General features: G+C 42.5%; 15 protein-coding genes. 5 read left to right on the top strand and 10 right to left on the bottom strand.

Features of this window, described 5'->3' with window-relative positions; translation table 11 throughout:
• Positions 1–4: 4 nt before the first annotated feature.
• From feoB to AHMF7616_RS01245, 5 genes are all read right to left on the bottom strand, one after another.
• The gene (gene feoB / locus AHMF7616_RS01265) at positions 5–2,158 is read right to left on the bottom strand and encodes a ferrous iron transport protein B (RefSeq protein ID WP_115371246.1); all 2,154 of its coding nucleotides are present in this window, start codon (positions 2,156–2,158) and stop codon (positions 5–7) included.
• 8 nt (positions 2,159–2,166) lie between these two features.
• Positions 2,167–2,397, bottom strand: coding sequence for a FeoA family protein (locus AHMF7616_RS01260; protein ID WP_115371245.1), 231 nt, complete (start codon positions 2,395–2,397; stop codon positions 2,167–2,169).
• Positions 2,398–2,537: 140 nt separating this feature from the next.
• A complete protein-coding gene (locus tag AHMF7616_RS01255) occupies positions 2,538–4,700 on the bottom strand; it encodes a cation:proton antiporter (RefSeq protein WP_115371244.1) in 2,163 nt (720 codons plus the stop codon).
• Positions 4,701–4,709: 9 nt separating this feature from the next.
• Positions 4,710–5,303, bottom strand: coding sequence for a hypothetical protein (locus AHMF7616_RS01250; RefSeq protein ID WP_233507229.1), 594 nt, complete (start codon positions 5,301–5,303; stop codon positions 4,710–4,712).
• 815 nt (positions 5,304–6,118) lie between these two features.
• Positions 6,119–8,602, bottom strand: coding sequence for a bifunctional UDP-N-acetylmuramoyl-tripeptide:D-alanyl-D-alanine ligase/alanine racemase (locus AHMF7616_RS01245; protein ID WP_115371242.1), 2,484 nt, complete (start codon positions 8,600–8,602; stop codon positions 6,119–6,121).
• Positions 8,603–8,833: 231 nt separating this feature from the next.
• Here AHMF7616_RS01245 and AHMF7616_RS01240 point away from each other — a divergent pair, with 231 nt between their 5' ends.
• From AHMF7616_RS01240 to asnB, 5 genes are all read left to right on the top strand, one after another.
• A complete protein-coding gene (locus AHMF7616_RS01240; protein WP_115371241.1) occupies positions 8,834–9,154 on the top strand; it encodes an ArsR/SmtB family transcription factor in 321 nt (106 codons plus the stop codon).
• A gap of 600 nt (positions 9,155–9,754) precedes the next feature.
• On the top strand, positions 9,755–10,354 hold the full coding sequence (locus tag AHMF7616_RS01235; protein ID WP_115371240.1) for an RNA polymerase sigma factor: 600 nt from the start codon (positions 9,755–9,757) through the stop codon (positions 10,352–10,354).
• Complete coding sequence (locus tag AHMF7616_RS01230) at positions 10,329–10,559, top strand: hypothetical protein (protein WP_115371239.1); 231 nt, start codon at positions 10,329–10,331, stop codon at positions 10,557–10,559. The genes AHMF7616_RS01235 and AHMF7616_RS01230 overlap by 26 nt, the downstream gene beginning before the upstream one ends.
• 19 nt (positions 10,560–10,578) lie before the next feature.
• Positions 10,579–11,256, top strand: coding sequence for an endonuclease III (nth, locus tag AHMF7616_RS01225; protein ID WP_115371238.1), 678 nt, complete (start codon positions 10,579–10,581; stop codon positions 11,254–11,256).
• A 157-nt stretch (positions 11,257–11,413) separates the two neighbouring features.
• Positions 11,414–13,291 (top strand): asparagine synthase (glutamine-hydrolyzing), encoded by a 1,878-nt coding sequence (gene asnB, locus AHMF7616_RS01220; protein ID WP_158546066.1) that lies wholly within the window; start codon positions 11,414–11,416, stop codon positions 13,289–13,291.
• 67 nt (positions 13,292–13,358) lie between these two features.
• Here the strand turns inward: asnB and AHMF7616_RS01215 are convergent, their stop codons facing one another.
• The 5 genes from AHMF7616_RS01215 to AHMF7616_RS01195 all read right to left on the bottom strand — a co-directional run bounded on the left by AHMF7616_RS01215 (position 13,359) and on the right by AHMF7616_RS01195 (position 17,179).
• On the bottom strand, positions 13,359–13,745 hold the full coding sequence (locus tag AHMF7616_RS01215) for a co-chaperone GroES (protein ID WP_115371236.1): 387 nt from the start codon (positions 13,743–13,745) through the stop codon (positions 13,359–13,361).
• A gap of 166 nt (positions 13,746–13,911) precedes the next feature.
• Positions 13,912–14,445: a hypothetical protein gene (locus tag AHMF7616_RS01210; protein WP_115371235.1), complete on the bottom strand. Its 534-nt coding sequence runs from the start codon at positions 14,443–14,445 to the stop codon at positions 13,912–13,914.
• Positions 14,446–14,784: 339 nt separating this feature from the next.
• Positions 14,785–16,197, bottom strand: a complete 1,413-nt coding sequence (gene aspA, locus AHMF7616_RS01205; protein ID WP_233507228.1) for an aspartate ammonia-lyase — start codon at positions 16,195–16,197, stop codon at positions 14,785–14,787.
• Between the two features lie 137 nt (positions 16,198–16,334).
• Positions 16,335–16,823, bottom strand: coding sequence for a DUF6644 family protein (locus AHMF7616_RS01200; protein ID WP_115371233.1), 489 nt, complete (start codon positions 16,821–16,823; stop codon positions 16,335–16,337).
• A 2-nt stretch (positions 16,824–16,825) separates the two neighbouring features.
• The gene (locus tag AHMF7616_RS01195; RefSeq protein ID WP_115371232.1) at positions 16,826–17,179 is read right to left on the bottom strand and encodes a DUF6152 family protein; all 354 of its coding nucleotides are present in this window, start codon (positions 17,177–17,179) and stop codon (positions 16,826–16,828) included.
• Positions 17,180–17,358 lie beyond the last annotated feature (179 nt).

Below are 17,358 nucleotides of genomic sequence, written 5' to 3'. Positions count from 1 at the left end.
CTAATTACTTAAATAACTGGTAAACAATAAACGAGCAAACATAAGCCAAACCACTCATGTAAATAAGCTGCATAACCGGCCACTGCCACGATTTGGTTTCGCGGTACACTACGGCCAGTGTGCTCATGCACTGCATGGCAAACACGTAAAAAATAAGCAAGGAAAAAGCGCGGGCCGGGGTAAAGAATACTTGTCCGGCATCGTCTTTCTCGGCCAGTAGCTTTTCTTTAATGGTTTTAATATTTTCAGAATCGCCAACGCTGTAAATCGTAGACATGGTTCCCACAAACACTTCGCGGGCCGCAAAAGAAGTGAGCAAAGCAATGCCAATTTTCCAATCAAAGCCTAAAGGCCGGATCACCGGTTCAATGGCGTGGCCAAATACGCCGGCGTACGACGATTCCAATTTTTCGGAAGATAGGCGGATTTCGGTTTCTTCGGGCGACCAGTTATATTGTTTCGCCTGTTGCTGTATCGTTTGCTCCGCCTCGGCCATGCGTTCGCCGGGACCGTAAGAAGCCATTACCCACAAAATAATAGATATAGCAATAATTACTTTACCGGCTTCAAATACAAAGGCTTTAACTTTTTCGATAATGGTAAGGCCAACGTTTTTCCAGCGGGGCATTTTATACACCGGAAACTCCATAATAAAGTAACTGCGCTCTCGGGTTTTTAAAATTATTTTCATCACCCACGCCGAAAGTACCGCCGCAATAAAGCCCAGTAAATAGAGCCCCATCAGCACCATGCCTTGCAAATTTAAAAATCCGAGGTAATACTTTTCGGGTACTACCAAAGCAATTAAAACCGTGTATACCGGTATCCGGGCCGAGCAGCTCATGAGCGGCGTCACGAATATGGTAATCATCCGATCTTTCCAGTTATCGATGTTGCGGGCCGCCATTACCGCGGGCACGGCACAGGCTACTCCCGAAATAAGCGGCACAATGCTTTTCCCGTTCAGGCCAAATTTGCGCATAATTTTATCCATCATAAAAGTAACGCGCGCCATGTAGCCGGTTTCTTCCAGAATAGCAATAAAGGCAAACAGAATAGCAATCTGCGGAATAAAAATAAGAATGCCGCCCAATCCGGCAATTACGCCTTCGGTAAGCAAACTAATCAAAGGACCATCAAAATGGCTTTGAATAAAAGCATTAACCGCCGTAACGCCTTCGTCAATTAAATCCATGGGGTAAGTGGCCCAGGCAAAAATAGCCTGGAACATCATAAACAACACGGTAAAAAAAATCAGGTAACCCCAAACTTTATGCGTTAAAATCTGGTCTAAACGGTTGCTGAATTTTTCGTTATTGTCGGGTTTTTCTACGCGTACCGAGTCGAGCAGTAACTCGTTAATTTGTGTATAGCGCCCGATGGTTTCGTTCGCTTGTAAGGTATTAGAATTAAACTCGTACTGCTGCAATAACTCAGCAATGTAGGTTTTATCGGTTTCCGATAAAAAAGTCAGATTTTTAAATTGGTGCAGGTAATGCCAGGCCAGGTAATCGTTCTGCAGATTAAAGTGCTGGCGGATTTGGTGAACTAAGCCTTCTAATTTTTCCGGAATTTTAAAAAATGTACGGTCGGGAGCCGGGAGCTGCTGCGAAATTAAAATTTTTAAAGCTGCCATACCGCTGCCATTGCGGGCATTTACCGGTACAATTGGCACGCCTAAATCTTGCTGCAATTGTTCTACATTTATTTTCACCCCTTCTTTGGTGGCCACGTCCATCATGTTTAACGCCAGCACCGCCGGTATTTGCAGATCCACGAGCTGGGTAAATAAGAGCAGGTTACGTTTTAAATTAGAGGCATCGGCAGTGATAATTACCAGATCCGGGTATAATTCGGATTGTTGGTTGTACAACAAATCAATAATTACTTTTTCGTCTAGCGATTTCGGATACAGGCTGTACGTGCCCGGCAAATCAATAATCCGGACTTTCTGCTGCGCGGATAGTTGACAGATGCCGGTTTTTTTATCCACGGTAACGCCCGGAAAATTGCCTACTTTCTGGTTTAAACCGGTTAGCTGGTTAAATAAAGATGATTTTCCGGAATTAGGGTTTCCGATTAACGCAATTTGGGCAATCGGCTTTTGGACGGAGGTATTTACTGCTACTTTTTCTCCCGGATAGATCAATTCGGCCATAGACGAAACTATTTTAGCTTGATGGTGGCTGCTTCGTCTAAACGTAAAGAAAGGGTATAATCGTTTACAATGATGGTAATAGGATCACCGAGCGGAGCTTTGCTGTTTAGTTTTACCGGCGTACCGGGTATGCAACCCATTTCGAGAAGCTTCAAGGACATTTCCGGATCGCTGAGGCAGCAAATAGTACCGCTTTCCCCAATTTTTAAATCCCGGACACTTTTTTCGCTTTTCTGCACCTATTCTCCTTATTTAGACTTATTATAAACAGTTGCAAGATACATTGTGTTCCGGGTTATTCCAAAATATGTTGGCAGATCAGGTGGGTTTGTTTTAATTTATTTTAAATCAACCGCATAGATTGATAGGTAACCTATATTTAAGATCTTTTTTCCTGTTCGCTACCCGTTGCAAATATATTTTTAACGTAACTGCCGGCCCGGTTCATAAACTCGGCATTTTCCTCCAGCGATTTTAAATTATAATCCGGCTCCCCTTCTAATTGCTCCGGGTACAAAATAATGTAACTAATTTGGGCAAAATATTTTGTTAAATAATGCGGCAGTTTTTCTACTTCGGGGTTATAAGACAAGTGTCCTTTGCGAGACGAAATAATGATAAATAAATCATCGAGCCGTACTTCGCGGCTAAAAATTAAAAATTCTTCCCACTTATCAAAAATTTCAAAATCTATCGTGAGCGGCGATTTACTTTCTTCGTTTAGTTGCCGTAGTTTTTTTAAAGTTTTAGTTTCGGCGTAGATCAGCAGCGGCAAACCCGTGCCTCTGGCAATAGTTTGCAACCGGTTAAACCAATGCGGAAATCCTTGTTCGTATTCCGCTTTCGGGGGTACCGCTACCAAAATGCGCTTCAGGGTATTAATCGGTTGGGCCGCTTTGTAAATTAATACGTTTATGGGCGTACGCTCCAGTATTTTCTCGGCCACCGGCCCTAAAAAGCGTTTGCTGGTGTGCGCCAGATGATGCAAGCCAATAATCAAATCGGTTATATTATGTTCTTTAACGGTGTAGATAATGCCGTTACTAATGTTTAAGTCAAAGCGGTTAATCGGGATAATGGTATTATCGGTAGCAGCGGCGTGCTTTATTACGTTTTCCATCATTTTTTTGCCAATGGCCTGGTTACTCTCCGAAATACCTTGTTCGTGGTTTACGTGCAAAGCATAAATTGGCATATTACTCTTATGCGGCTTGAGTAGAAAAGCTAAATCGGCCAGGTTATTTACCGTTTCGGGGTAGGCCAGCGATACCAGTATTCGTTCGTCGGGTTCGTCGGTGGCTATATCTTGCTCGGCTTCTTCGAGAGTAGCTAATTGCCTGGAAGCTTTCTCCACCACAAAAGAACTGATGGCGCAGCTTACCAGAATCAGCAAAATAGTACCGTTTAACACGTCTTCGTTTAAAAGCCGAATAGGTTCGCCGCTTTGCGTTTCCCCGATAATAATGTTATAGCCTACCAAAATAATAGCGAGCGTCGCCGCAGCGTGCGAGGTACTTAAGCCAAAAATCATTTTCCCTTCGTCAGCCGAAAGTTTAAAAAACTTCTGCGTCAGCCAGGCGGCCAGGTACTTGGTACTTACAGCTACGGCCACCACTACACCCGCCACTTTTATCGCGCCCCAGCCTTTTACCAGCACGGTAACATCTACCAGCATGCCCACACTGATCAGGAAAAAAGGAATAAACAGGGCATTGCCCACAAAATCGATGCGGTTCATGAGCGGCGACGAATGCGGCACAAAGCGGTTTAATACCAACCCCGAGAAAAAAGCGCCGATAATGGCTTCTACCCCGGCGGCTTCGGCCAGGAAGGAGGCCAGAAAAACAATGGCCAGCACAAAAATATACTGCGACACATTATCGTCGAAACGTTTAAAAAACCAGCGAATGATAAACGGAAAAATAAAAAACACAATGCCCACAAATACCAGCGACGAAATACCTAAGCGAAGCCAGTAAGCCGTCGACACCTCGCCTTTGGTCATGCCGGCAATGGTTGCTAGAATTAATAGCGCCAGAATATCGGTAATCATGGTGCCGCCAATGGTTAAGGTAACAGCCCGGTTGCGGGTAATACCGTAGCGACTGGCAATAGGGTACGAGATTAAGGTGTGCGTCGAAAACATGCTGGCCAGCAGCACCGACGACATTAAACTATAATCCAGAATATAATAACTGGCCAAAGCCCCGAAAACCAGAGGCAGTATAAAAGTAGTCAGGCCAAAAACCAGAATTTTAAATTTATTCTTGCTAAACTCTTTCAGGTCGATTTCCAGGCCCGCCAGAAACATGATGTACAGCAAGCCTACCGTACCAAATAGTAAAATACTAGCGTCCCGGCGCAGTAAATTTAAGCCATGTGGCCCCACAATAACGCCCGCGATTATCAGCCCGATAATGTGCGGCACTTTTATTTTGTTAAATAAAATGGGGGCAAACAGAATAATAAAAAGTACCAGCGAAAAGATAATTACCGGATTACGTAATGGTAATTCAAAGTTGAGCTCACTTAATAAAACCATAGTTTTAATTTAAAAAGGTATCGGACTATCCTTCTCTAATTGTAGGGAATACACAATTCTACAGTCGCCGGAACGGATGATTTGGCGTTGTCCTTCCAGAGAATTTTCATTTTGTGGCGTTAATCGCACTACAATTTCGGTAGCCGGGGTTTGAGAAGAAACCTCGATATTGTCTCGCAATTCCAGAAGATTATCCTGGTAAGTACCTTCGTAGGTTCTGGTTACGGTATTGTCGGTCATGGCTTTGGCCACCACCTGGTTGTTTTGGTAAAAAATATCCCAGGTTTCGGATTTAGTGTCGCCAATGGCCGATCCGGTGCAGGTGGTTTCGACGCATACCATCCGCACATTCCATAAGCCGGTAATGTTAGAGTTAATGGCCGCGGAATCGGTTTGGGTACTATCGATCTGGTGTTGTTTTTTAGCAAGGCTTGCTTCCTTCAGTTGTAAAGCGACTTCCCGGGTAATTAATTCCTGTTCTTTTTGGGCTAGTTCTTTTTCTTTTTTTTGCACCAGTTTTTCCCGCTCCTGAATACCGCAACCCGTTAGAATAAGCGTGAAGATTAATAGAAAATAGCGTTTTTTCATGAGTATTATGCGCATAGATAGGTACCACGGTAAACGGATAAAACCAGCCGTACTAAAAACAGGCTAAAATCATTGGCGGCGGTAAACACCGCCTTAAAGCAGTAGACTCAGGGGCTTTATAGAAAAGCCATATTTAAATAGAGGCCGGTTACTATTAGCTGAATACATACCGGCTTAAATTTTAATTTTGGTTACTCTTACCCAATTTTAAGGAATACAGTTACACGCGATGCCGGAAACAGCTAGAAAAAAGCCTTAAATGAGAGATAGTTCCGGTTAAAAAATTGTTAATAAGATTTAGTAAAGTTTAATATCAAGTTAGGTCAAGAACTTCCAACATCTTGATATTTCTAAAAATTATTACACCTATGCTACTATAAAATCAAAAAAGTACAAATAAATAACTTTTTGCATCGGCCAGAATTCATTTTAATCCGTAAAACAATGGTACACTAACTAAAAAACCAGATGGCTACGAAAAAGAAAGCTTCCGATAAAAAAGATCCGTGCTGGGATGGCTACGAGAAAGAAGGAATGAAAAACAAAAACGGTAAAAAAGTACCGAATTGTGTGAAAAAAGACTAAATATGTTACCCGCAATAAACAAAAAAGAGTTGCCCAGTGGGCAGCTCTTTTTTGTTTGTGTTACTGCTTATAATGTATCAGACCACTACCATATACAAGGCATAACAACTTCTTGAAAGAGAATGCATAGGATAAAGTACGCGTAAATTTTAATTTGTTTCTTTATTAAAATTTAAAAAATTGTTGCCGATAGATTACTACGCTTAGTCAAAACAATTTTTAAAAGAGCTACTACAAAAGGGTTTTTACTCCGTGTAAAACACCCGCTTTACGCGCCCGTTCACGTTGGTTAGCAGTTCGTAAGGGATCGTACCAATTTTTTGCGCCATGGCGGTCAGGTTGCTATTTTCCCCGAATATTTCCACGCTATCGCCGGCCTTTACCTCCAGGCCGGTTACATCCAGCATGCTCATATCCATGCAAATATTACCGATGGTGCTGGCCCGCTGGCCATTAATTACTACCTGGCCCACGCCATTTCCAAACCGCCGGTCATACCCATCGGCGTAGCCAATGGCAATGGTAGCAATTTGCTTGGGTTCATCGGCAACTCCTTTGCGGCTGTAACCTACCGTATCACCGGCCGCAACGGCTTTTACCTGCGAAACCGTAGTTTTTAACTGGCCTACCAACCGCAAGGCATTTTGCTTCGCTCCAGCTGTTTCTATCCCGTATAAGCCTATCCCCAGGCGAACCATATCCATTTGGTGCTCCGGGAAACGCACAATCCCCGCCGAATTTAAAATATGCTTGCTAACGGAATAACCCAAACGCGTTTCCAGGTAAGCTGCCATCTGGCGAAAACGAGTTATCTGTAGTTGCGAAAAATCGTTATGCTGTACTTCGTCGGCCCCGGCTAAATGGCTAAACATGCTCACTACCCGCAATTGCGACGTAGCGGCCAAACGCGTCAATAATTCTTCTAAATCAGCTTCGGTAAACCCGAGCCGGTGCATGCCGGTATCCAGCTTTAGATGAATATTTTGCTGGTACCGTAAATCATTGGGTAAAGCCTGAATACACGCTTCCAGTATATACAGGGAATAAATTTCGGGCTCCAGTTGGTATTGCTGCAACTTAGCAAAAGAATCGCTGGCCGGGTTCATTACCATAATGGGTAAACTTATGCCGTGTTCGCGCAGCGAAATCCCTTCGTCGGTGTAGGCTACGGCCAGGTAATCTACCCGATGGTATTGTAGTAAATTAGCAATTTCGTAAGAACCGCTGCCGTAAGCAAAAGCTTTTACCATTACCATTAATTTAGTAGCCGGTGCGAGCCGGGATCGGTAAAAATTTAAATTATGTACCAAAGCATCAAGGTTTACTTCGAGTACTGTACCGTGTATTTTCTGCTGAAAAGCATTTACAATTTTCTCAAATTCAAAAACTCGAGCTCCTTTTAACAAGATGGTTTCGTTCCGGAAGTGCTCCGGATTAAATTTTTTTAAAAAATCAGCGGTGCTGGGGAAAAACACGCGCGATAAATTAAATTTTTGCTGATGCTGACTAATTAAAGGGCCAATGCCAATCAACTGATTTAGGCCATGTATCTGCACTAAATCCGCTACCTGCTGGTATAATACTTCTTCCGCTAAGCCCGATTCAAGTAAATCCGATAAGATCACCGTTTTTTTCTGGGTGCGGGTTTGATTTTGGAGTAAGTCCAAGGCAATACTTAAACCGCTCAAATCATTATTGTACGAATCATCGATCAGGTAGCAGCCGTTTATAGCTTCTTTCATTTCCAGGCGCATGGCTACCGGTGCTAGCTTCAGAAATCGCTGCTGAATTTCCGGTGCGGGCACCTGGCGGTTCAATAAAACAGCCAGGCAATGCAGGCAATTTTCAATAGAAGCCTCGTCAGTAAAAGGCAACACCAATAAATTATTTTGCTTCTGGTACCGAAACTCCAGCGTATATTGGCTACCGCGTACCGCACCGCTCATCATTTGCAAATCCGCCGGTTGGTACCTCGACCAAGTAAACGCCGGAATATTAGCCGCCTTTACGGCAGCATGAATAGCTTCGTGATCTAGGCAGTAAAAAAGAAGATTTACGTGTTGGAATAAAAGCAGCTTTTCGTTTATTTTTTGTTCCCTGGAAACAAAGCCTTCGGCGTGGGCCTGGCCGATATTGGTAAATATTCCGAGAGTAGGCTGAATAATTTTTGCTAATTTTTCCATTTCCCCCGGTCGCGAAATGCCGGCTTCAAAAATTCCAAGGGTATGGTTCTGGTTAATTGGCCACACCGAAAGGGGTACGCCTATTTGCGAATTATAACTGCGGGGACTTTTTACCACCCGCTCATCCGGGCTGAGTAATTGGGCAAGCCATTCTTTTACAATAGTTTTTCCATTACTCCCGGTAATACCAATTACGGGCAACGTAAATTGCTGCCGGTGGTACGCGGTTACTTGTTGCAGGGCTTCTAAACTGCTGCTTACCTGCAAAAAATTTGCTTCCGGAAAATTTTGTCTTAACGAGGGCTCTGATTTTAGCTCCCGTACAGTATGGTTTGCTTCAATCACAAATTGCCGGACACCTCTTTGGTATAAATTTAAAATATACCGGTGGCCATCGTTAAAAGGCCCCTTTATAGCAAAAAACAAAGAACTAACCGGGTGCGCCAGTCGCCGGCTATCCGTTAATACATACTGAATGCTGTATTCCTGTTGGTATTGCAGCAACTTGCCGGCAGTAAGGCGAACGAGTTCTTCGAAAGAAATCATAAAACAATAGTAAGTGGCTGCAAAGGTAATAAGCCTTACCTGTATCTATTCAGGAGTAAAGATTATTTGTTCTTTGCCCCGGAGAAGTTCTGTATCTTTAAGGGTTTATATTTTAAAAAATATTTGCATGAAGTCTATTAAACCCACTTACCTGATTAACCATCATCCGTATTAATTTTAGCAGCGAGTCAGCTATTTTTACACATCCTTAGCAAACCGTAATTTAAAATCATGGCTACACCTAAAATAGCGGCTTTCCGCGAAAGTGAGATCACCTTAGCCACTTATGCGAAAGCCCTGGCGCATCCAGCCCGGGTAGCTATTTTAAACATGCTGAGCAAAAAGCAGATTTGCATTTGCGGAGATATTGTAGAAGAATTACCCTTATCACAATCTACGGTTTCGCAGCATTTAAAAGAATTAAAATCGGCGGGCCTGATTACCGGCGAAGTAAATGGCGCTTGCGTGTGTTATTATCTCAACGTAGATCAGATTCAAAAAGTACGCGCGCTTTTTCTGCAATTTTTAAGTGAATTAGAAAATGAGCAGTAAAGCCATTTGGCAAGAAATAACTGTATGCCAGAATAGTTGCAACAATTAAAACCAGCTCAGTAAATAGTTAATGTATACGGCTAGCTGTTCGTATTTCCCCTTATTTCTCCCTTTTTTGCCTACAATTAGCGCACCTACCTTCTTCGGGAATCACAAAAAATAAATTGTTACGTTTCAACGCAGAAAAAAAGTAAAAATTTAAAATTGTCTGGTTCTTGGTCGTTTACACTTACTGCAACATCCTATTTTTTAAAAATTTCTTTCACGACCTCTCTGATTTCAAGAATAAAAATTAAAATAATTGTTTTTCAGCAATCTAAGCGGCAATTTAAATCCGTACATAGCCAAACAACAAATACCTATTATCCTGAAATTTAAGCAGAAAACCATGCGTATTTACTGAATATTTTTAATATGGGACGATTTTTGCATGTCTTTTTAAAAAAAATTTCAAAAATAAGTAATCTTGGCCGTTTGATATTTTGCAAATCCAAAAATACTTCTATATATTTACATAAACTCCTCCTTTATATATCCTTAAAAGTTTTTAATCTGCACAATATGGTATAAAGCTCTACGTTAAATTTATGTAGCTTTAATATGAACACAATCCAACTTAGCGACTCCGAACTGGTGTCGTTATATATTGCAGGTAATGAAAACGCTTTCGAACTTTTAGTAAAAAGACACAAGAACAAAGTTTTTACCACGATTTTATTAATCGTGAAAGATACTTACACCGCCGAAGACTTGTTGCAGGATACTTTTATTAAAGCTATCCATACCATGAAAAGTGGTCGGTATAACGAGGAGGGTAAATTTTCTTCGTGGATTTGCCGCATTGCCCATAACTTGGCAATCGACTTTTTCCGGAAAGAAAAACGCAACCCCACTATTGAAATGGAAGATGGCAGCAATGTTTTTAACACGCTAGCCTTCGCCGAAGAATCAATTGAATCCCTGCAGATCAAAGAAGACACGCACAAGCGGCTTCGCGAATTGATCCAGCAGTTGCCTGAAGCGCAAAAAGAAGTTTTAATTATGCGCCATTACGCGGATATGAGCTTTCAGGAAATTGCCGAAACTACGGGGGTTAGCATCAATACGGCTTTAGGCCGTATGCGTTATGCGTTGATCAATCTTCGGAAGAAGATGACTAACCAGAACATAGATTATGATAAAAACCACTACTCACAATGATCTCATCCAATACATTTATGATGAATTGGCTTTGGGTGAGAAACAATTATTTGAACAAACCCTTGCCCAGAATCACGAATTGGCTGAGCATTGTGCGGAGTTATTAATTTTGCAGGAAAAGTTAAACGTTGAACTGAAAGTACCGAGTGAAAAAACGATCAATTCTATTTTAACTTATTCAAAAAACTTAAGTTTGCAGCAGTAAAAAGCTGCAAACTTTTTTTATGCGCAAAAAAGAACGGTACCAACACTTAATAGAATATTTCACTCATAATTTTCCGGAGCCCGAAACCGAACTTGCCTACGGTAACGCTTACGAACTCATTCTGGCGGTAGTACTGAGTGCCCAATGTACCGATAAACGCGTAAACCTGGTAACCCCAGCCTTGTACGAGCAGTTTCCTACCCCGCAACACCTGGCTGCTGCTACACCCGAAGAGATTTATCCGTTTATTAAAAGTATTTCGTACCCAAATAATAAAGCCAAACATCTGGCTGGTTTGGGCAAAATGCTAGTGGAGCAGTTTAACGCCGAAGTACCCAGCAGTGTAGAAGAATTGCAAAAATTACCCGGCGTGGGTCGTAAAACCGCCAACGTAATTGCTTCGGTTGTTTACAACCAACCCGCTATGGCCGTAGATACGCATGTTTTCCGGGTATCGAAGCGCTTAGGTTTGGTAACGCAAAACGCGCATACGCCTTTGGAGGTTGAAAAGCAACTCATGGCTTATATCCCCAAAGAGGTAGTACCGAAAGCCCACCACTGGCTCATTTTACACGGCCGGTATATTTGCGTCGCGCGTAAGCCCAAATGCGCTGTTTGCCCCCTTACCCACTTCTGTAAATTTTACCAGACACACTGGCCTAATATGCTGGATGACCCGGAAAACCGTTTAGGTTAAAAATTTAAATCCGGGTATTTTAAACAGGTTATTTCCTTAATTTTGCAGCCAGCATGGTACCGGGTAAAATAAATATGCCTTATAAATTGTTTTTATCTCGTATGAACGGGGTATCTGTTTCCGGATATTACGTTTATATATTTTAAGCCTGAAGAGTTTGTGCGGCATTAATCTGATTATTAGTAAAAAAGGTAAGGCGCCGGATTCGGCCATAATTGCGCTAACAGAAGCAAATAAGCATCGGGGACCGGATGCCACTGTTTATTTTACCGATACTTACCAGAATGGCCAGATTTACTTCGGGCATAACCGTTTAAAAATAATTGATCTTTCGCCGGCAGCAAACCAACCTTTTTTCTCCGCGGACGAACGTTTCCTGCTTTTATACAACGGCGAAATTTATAATTACCTGGCCCTGCGGCAAGAGCTGCAAACCCAAGGCTACGCTTTCCGGACGAATTCTGATACCGAGGTGTTGCTGGCTGTTTTAATAACTTACGGACAAGCCGGCATAGAAAAGTTAAACGGCATGTTTGCCTTTGTTTTTTACGATACGCAAACGCAACAGCTGCTGGCTGCCCGCGACCGATTTGGTATAAAGCGGTTGTATTATGTGCATACCCCCGATTACTTGCTTCTTTCGTCGGAGATAAACAGCTTACTGGCTTCGGGTTTAGTTAAAAAAGAACTGAATGAATCGCAGCTTCTCGCCTATTTGCGCTACCGCCATGCGCTAAAACCGGAAACTTTTTACCGAGATATCATGGAGTTAGAAGAAGGCCAAGTTCTAACGTATGCCAATCATACTTTACATTTGGCTTCTTACCTAACTCCGCCTGCGCCTAATTTAATTATTTACAGCGAGGCCGAAATTATTCAAAAAACGGAAAGTTTGTTGTTGCAATCGGTAGAACGGCACTTACAAGCCGATGTACCCGTGGGACTTTTTTTAAGCGGGGGCATTGATTCTACCTTAATTTTAGCCTTAGCGCAACAATTAGGCTACGCGCATTTTCCGGCTTTTACGGTAAGTAACAAGGCCTCGGAAAGTACTTTTGGCTCCGAAGATTATTGGTTTTCCCGGGTGGCCGCTCAGCAATTCGGCGCCGAACATTTGTCTTTTGAAATTAACGCTTCCATTCTGCATTATCTGGATGAATTGGTAGCTACCCTGGATCAACCCATTGCCGACGGAGCGGCTTTGCTGACGTATTACCTCTCGGAACAAGTAAAGGGAAAAATCAAAGTGGCGCTCTCGGGAGCCGGCGCTGACGAGCTTTATGGTGGTTATAACCGGCACCGGGCTTTCTACCATTTTTTGCAGCATCGCTCCTTGGCGCGGATGGCTTTGCCTTTGTTACAAGCCAGCGCTCCTCTATTGGCCACGGGAATTAAACACCCTTTACGGAAACAATTTTTACTATTAAGAAAATTAGCGTACAAAATTAAACCGCAACATCCGGAACAAACTTTTTTAAATTTTACCTCCATGGACCGGCACCTGCAACAGTTACTGCAACCGCAGTTTCAGGTTTTACAAACTCCGGCAGAACAGTCTAATATGTCAACAGAGTTATTACGGTGGGGTTTAGACCGGGATTTACATCAATATTTAATTGCCGATATTCTGGCCATGACCGATAAAACCAGTATGGCGCATTCGCTGGAAGTCCGGACGCCGTACCTGGATAACCATTTACACCAATTTACCCAGAGTTTACCGGCCGAAGTTTTATTTAAGAATGGATCTAAATGGATTTTAAAACGGATTCTGGAACAACACCACGGTCAGCAGCTCACCCATCGGGCCAAAGAAGGCTTTGGAATGCCTTTGGGACAATGGTTAAAAGAAACGGCCAACCAATGGTTATTCGCCGACTTACAGAATCCGCAGCACCTTATTTTTAAATTTTTAAAATTTCCGGAAACCCAAATCCTAATTCAGGCTTTGCGCCAAGGCCGCCATGATTACAGCACCGAGTTATGGGCCTTAATTGTGCTGGCGCGCTGGCTAAATAAGCGGTTTACAGACTAATTTTTAAATTTTCTTTATAAAAAAAGCAGCCTCAAGGCTGCTTTCTTACTGGTTAACATATTTAACTTTAATCTAGATCTTCTTCCCGGATTAGCATTAATACAGCGGCTTGCGGCACAATAAAGTAGCGTTCCTGCTGGTAGTTAATTTCAATAGCATCGCGTTGCAGGTAAATGGCTAAATCGCCTTCTTTGGCTTGCAAAGGAATGTAGCGAACATCTTCTTCGGGTTCGTTTTGGTTCCATGTTTCTTCCTCAAAAGTATAATCGGCCGGAATAGGATAACCCGGCCCTACTTTCATTACGTAACCTTCCTGTACTTTTTCTTTTTCCTGCACGCCCGGCGGCAAAAACAAACCACTTTTGGTCTGATCTTTGGCAGATTTCGGCTTTATTAATACCCGGTCACCCACAATTATAATCTTCTGCAACTTATTTGTTTCGGATATCTGCATAATATACTATCTATTTTGGCTGGCAAATATACGGATAAACTTTTTTTTAAAATTTGTAAATCCAGATTGCCTTATGTTGAAAATGTGTTTTGTAGAAAATTATATAAAAAACTCCCGCTTGTACGAGCGGGAGTTTAAAAACAGCTTTTACCTGCTTAATGTTTTACTACAACGGATCGGCGGTTACGTTAAATTTCATGTCGGCCCGCAAGGTAATAGCACTGGTAACTGATTTATCAAAGGTAGTTTCCGTACGAATCTTGAAAGAAGGCGCTTTCACGTATTTATCCAATTCCACGTTTGTAGAGGTCAGTTCCATGGTATTGCCAATCGTATCGGGAATATCGTCCCGGTAGGCCAAGAGTACTTCTTCGGTATTGTCGGGCAAAGCGATATACACTTTAGCGTTTTTTAAAAAACTAAAATCCTGGGAGGGGGGATCGGTTATAGTCAGCTTAAAATCTTTTAAGGTAATATCTTTTACAAACTCGGCCTGGGTATTATTATTTTTAAACTCATCTTCCGAGTTTGTGGTGATGTCCATGGGAAGCGACACCACACTGCTATTTAACGGAAAACCAGAATCTAATGTAATAATTTGGCTATTTTCCATTTCAAATGTAAGCAACTTATCTATTTCCTTACACGAAACACCCATAACTAACACCAACAGAAACAAAAAAGTAGATAACTTAAGCATAATCTTATTTTTTTAAGAACCACTAAATTTACATAAAATTACAGAAATTATATATAGAGCTTCAGGTTAGATATACCAACCTCCTGTATTTTTAAAATATTTTTTCTAAAGTAGCTATAAGCCTACCCTAATGTGAAATAACAAATGCCTTTTAAAGGATCGTTATTTAAAGTAGCTTTTACTTACTACTACGGTTACGACTATAAGCGGTTTATGGCTGTTTTTTAAAATTTTAACTAATGCAGGAAGTTAGCTGACGAATGTTATTTTTAAGAAAGCAAAAACCTGCCTTTCCGGATCAGGCAGGTTTACTTAGGGAGGCACTTTAGATAGCAAGATTTAACTCTGCACAAATTTTGGCTTTATCAGGTTTTCGAAAGAATACAATTCGTCCCATTTTTCCTGAGTTACCAGTTGTTTTTCTTTAACCACTATTTGGTACACCGATTTGCCGGTTTGCAAAGCTTCTTTGGCCGTAGCTGCCGCCGCTTCGTAACCAATAATCGGGTTAAGGATAGTTACTATACCAATGCTGTGCATCACCATTTCCTGAGTGCGGGCACTGTTAGCTACAATGCCCAACACGCATTTTTCGCGAAGGGTATAACACGCATTGGTCATGTAACTGATAGAGGTAAATAGCGCGAAAGAAATAACCGGCTCCATTACATTAAGCTGCAATTGCCCCGCCTCAGCAGCCATGGTAATGGTTAAATCGGCACCAATAACGTAGTACGCGGTTTGGTTTACTACTTCCGGAATTACCGGGTTTACTTTGCCCGGCATAATAGAAGAACCCGGCTGCATTTGCGGCAAACTAATCTCGAAGAACCCGGTACGCGGACCAGAAGACAGCAAACGTAAATCGTTGCAGATTTTCGAAATTTTAACCGCCGTGCGTTTTAAAACCCCGGAAAGCTGCACGTAAGCGCCCGTATCGGAGGTAGCTTCAATTAAATCGGGGGCCAGGTACAGAGGCAAGCCCGTAATATCGGCCAAAATTTTGGTTACTAGGGCGGGGTAACCTTCGGGCGCGTTTACTGCTGTACCAATGGCCGTAGCGCCCATGTTAATTTCGGCCATTAATTGTTTGGCATCTTCCAGGCGGCCTACTTCTTCGGCCAGAGTATTGGCAAAACCCCGGAACTCATCGCCCATGGACATAGGTACCGCATCTTGTAACTGCGTACGGCCCATTTTTAAAACATTTTTAAATTCTACTCCTTTGGCTTCAAACGCCGCCGATAAAGCGGTTAAGGCTTGCGTATAGGCGGTCAGTTTGTTCAGGATGGCAATCCGGAAAGCAGTTGGGTAAGCGTCGTTGGTAGATTGCGAAAAGTTTACGTGGTTGTTGGGGTGGCAATACTGGTACTCGCCTTTGGCGTGGCCCATCATCTCCAAAGCCACGTTGGCAATTACTTCGTTGGCATTCATGTTTACCGAAGTACCCGCCCCTCCCTGGATCATATCGGAAGGAAACTGCTCTAGATATTTACCGGCAATTAATTGGTCGCAGGCTTTAATAATGTAATCCGCAATAGTAGGGTCCAGCACGCCTAAATCACGGTTGGCCATGGCGGCTCCTTTTTTCACGTAGGCCAGAGCCTGCACAAAAAAAGGCTCCTGCGAGATGCGTTGGCCGGTAATATTAAAATTTTCGAGGGCGCGTAAAGTTTGTACTCCATAATAAACGTCGGCGGGAATTTCTTTTTCCCCGATAAAATCGTGCTCAATGCGGGTGTTGTTCATCATATAGGCGTTATTGAAACAGAATGATGTTAATACTGGCGGTAGTGAAATTTGTTTTACTACTGCACAAAGTATCCACCAGCCCTTAGATATAGCGGGCGGTTAAGCGTAAAAAATTAAAAAAATTTAAAAAAAGAGTTTTAATATGCCAGCAAACGACCGCAGGCAATAATGGCCGACCAGAGGACAAGAGAAAAAACAGCGGCTAATTTAGCTTTTAAAGGAGTGCTTTGATTTACATCCCAATATCTTACTTTCGGGTAAGTAAAAGTATGAAAAACAGTTGCGTTCAGGCCGGCCAGAACGAGTAAAAGCATTTTAAGCCCAAAGGTAGGATCCTGGCCTAAAGCCCCGGCGTTAGTAATAAATAACAAAATTCCCGTGGGCACAATAAGAATTAAACCGCGCCGCGACCAGGAAAGTAAATAGCGCGCCAAACCCGAAACAGGTAAAAACCGGGAATTACCCAACAGTCGCAAATCAAACAAAAAAGCCGCTCCTACCAATAAGGCTATGCCTACAATATGCCCGATTTCCAGCCACTGGTATAACCAATTAGATTGCCGGATAGCGGCGGCCCAGCTAGATTTCTCTACCCACAACAGCCACTCCGCGTAAGTAGCCGCCAAGTTTACCGCAATTCAAATTTATTTCCGTCCACGAAAATGCGTTCGGCGCGCATTTCGTCTTTTACTTCTTTATGCGGATAACCCACTACCCGCACCGAATTACCTTTAGCTAACTTAGCTTTCGGAACGCCGCGGCTTTCCATGCGGCTGGGAGGTGCCAGATAAACCGTCCATACTTTGTCGTCCTGCTTCACCTTAGCCAGGGCATGCGGATTTTCATAGGTAAATTCTTCGATGGTGCCCGTATAATCGAGCACTTTGGTTTGGTCGTAGTCGGCCCAACCATGATGGAAAAGCGTGAAAGAAGTAAGAACTAAAAAAATACAAGCTGCTAAACTATTTCGGAGTAAAACCATAACTGATAAAGTTTTAGTGAAGTTATATCGAATAAAACGGCCTATTGTAGCTAATAAGTATACCTGATACAAGTACGGACATGTTTACTAAAAGATAAGCAAAAAGATTGGGTAAACTAAACCCGGCGCGCCTGAAAATTTAAAAAACTTGAGCTAATTGTTTGATTTAATTACTAGAA

Source organism: Adhaeribacter pallidiroseus, from assembly GCF_003340495.1.
GTDB lineage: Bacteria > Bacteroidota > Bacteroidia > Cytophagales > Hymenobacteraceae > Adhaeribacter > Adhaeribacter pallidiroseus.
Note: the sequence above shows the minus strand (reverse complement) of the source record. Positions and strands in the feature narration are given on the sequence as shown.

Excerpts from the sequence above, each read along its gene's own strand:
- feoB (WP_115371246.1), bottom strand. The coding sequence starts at position 2,158 with ATGGCCGAATTGATCTATCCGGGAGAAAAAGTAGCAGTAAATACCTCC.
- AHMF7616_RS01255 (WP_115371244.1), bottom strand. The coding sequence starts at position 4,700 with ATGGTTTTATTAAGTGAGCTCAACTTTGAATTACCATTACGTAATCCG.
- AHMF7616_RS01250 (WP_233507229.1), bottom strand. The coding sequence starts at position 5,303 with ATGCGCATAATACTCATGAAAAAACGCTATTTTCTATTAATCTTCACG.
- AHMF7616_RS01245 (WP_115371242.1), bottom strand. The coding sequence starts at position 8,602 with ATGATTTCTTTCGAAGAACTCGTTCGCCTTACTGCCGGCAAGTTGCTG.
- AHMF7616_RS01240 (WP_115371241.1), top strand. The coding sequence starts at position 8,834 with ATGGCTACACCTAAAATAGCGGCTTTCCGCGAAAGTGAGATCACCTTA.
- AHMF7616_RS01235 (WP_115371240.1), top strand. The coding sequence starts at position 9,755 with ATGAACACAATCCAACTTAGCGACTCCGAACTGGTGTCGTTATATATT.
- AHMF7616_RS01230 (WP_115371239.1), top strand. The coding sequence starts at position 10,329 with ATGATAAAAACCACTACTCACAATGATCTCATCCAATACATTTATGAT.
- nth (WP_115371238.1), top strand. The coding sequence starts at position 10,579 with ATGCGCAAAAAAGAACGGTACCAACACTTAATAGAATATTTCACTCAT.
- AHMF7616_RS01215 (WP_115371236.1), bottom strand. The coding sequence starts at position 13,745 with ATGCAGATATCCGAAACAAATAAGTTGCAGAAGATTATAATTGTGGGT.
- AHMF7616_RS01210 (WP_115371235.1), bottom strand. The coding sequence starts at position 14,445 with ATGCTTAAGTTATCTACTTTTTTGTTTCTGTTGGTGTTAGTTATGGGT.
- aspA (WP_233507228.1), bottom strand. The coding sequence starts at position 16,197 with ATGATGAACAACACCCGCATTGAGCACGATTTTATCGGGGAAAAAGAA.
- AHMF7616_RS01195 (WP_115371232.1), bottom strand. The coding sequence starts at position 17,179 with ATGGTTTTACTCCGAAATAGTTTAGCAGCTTGTATTTTTTTAGTTCTT.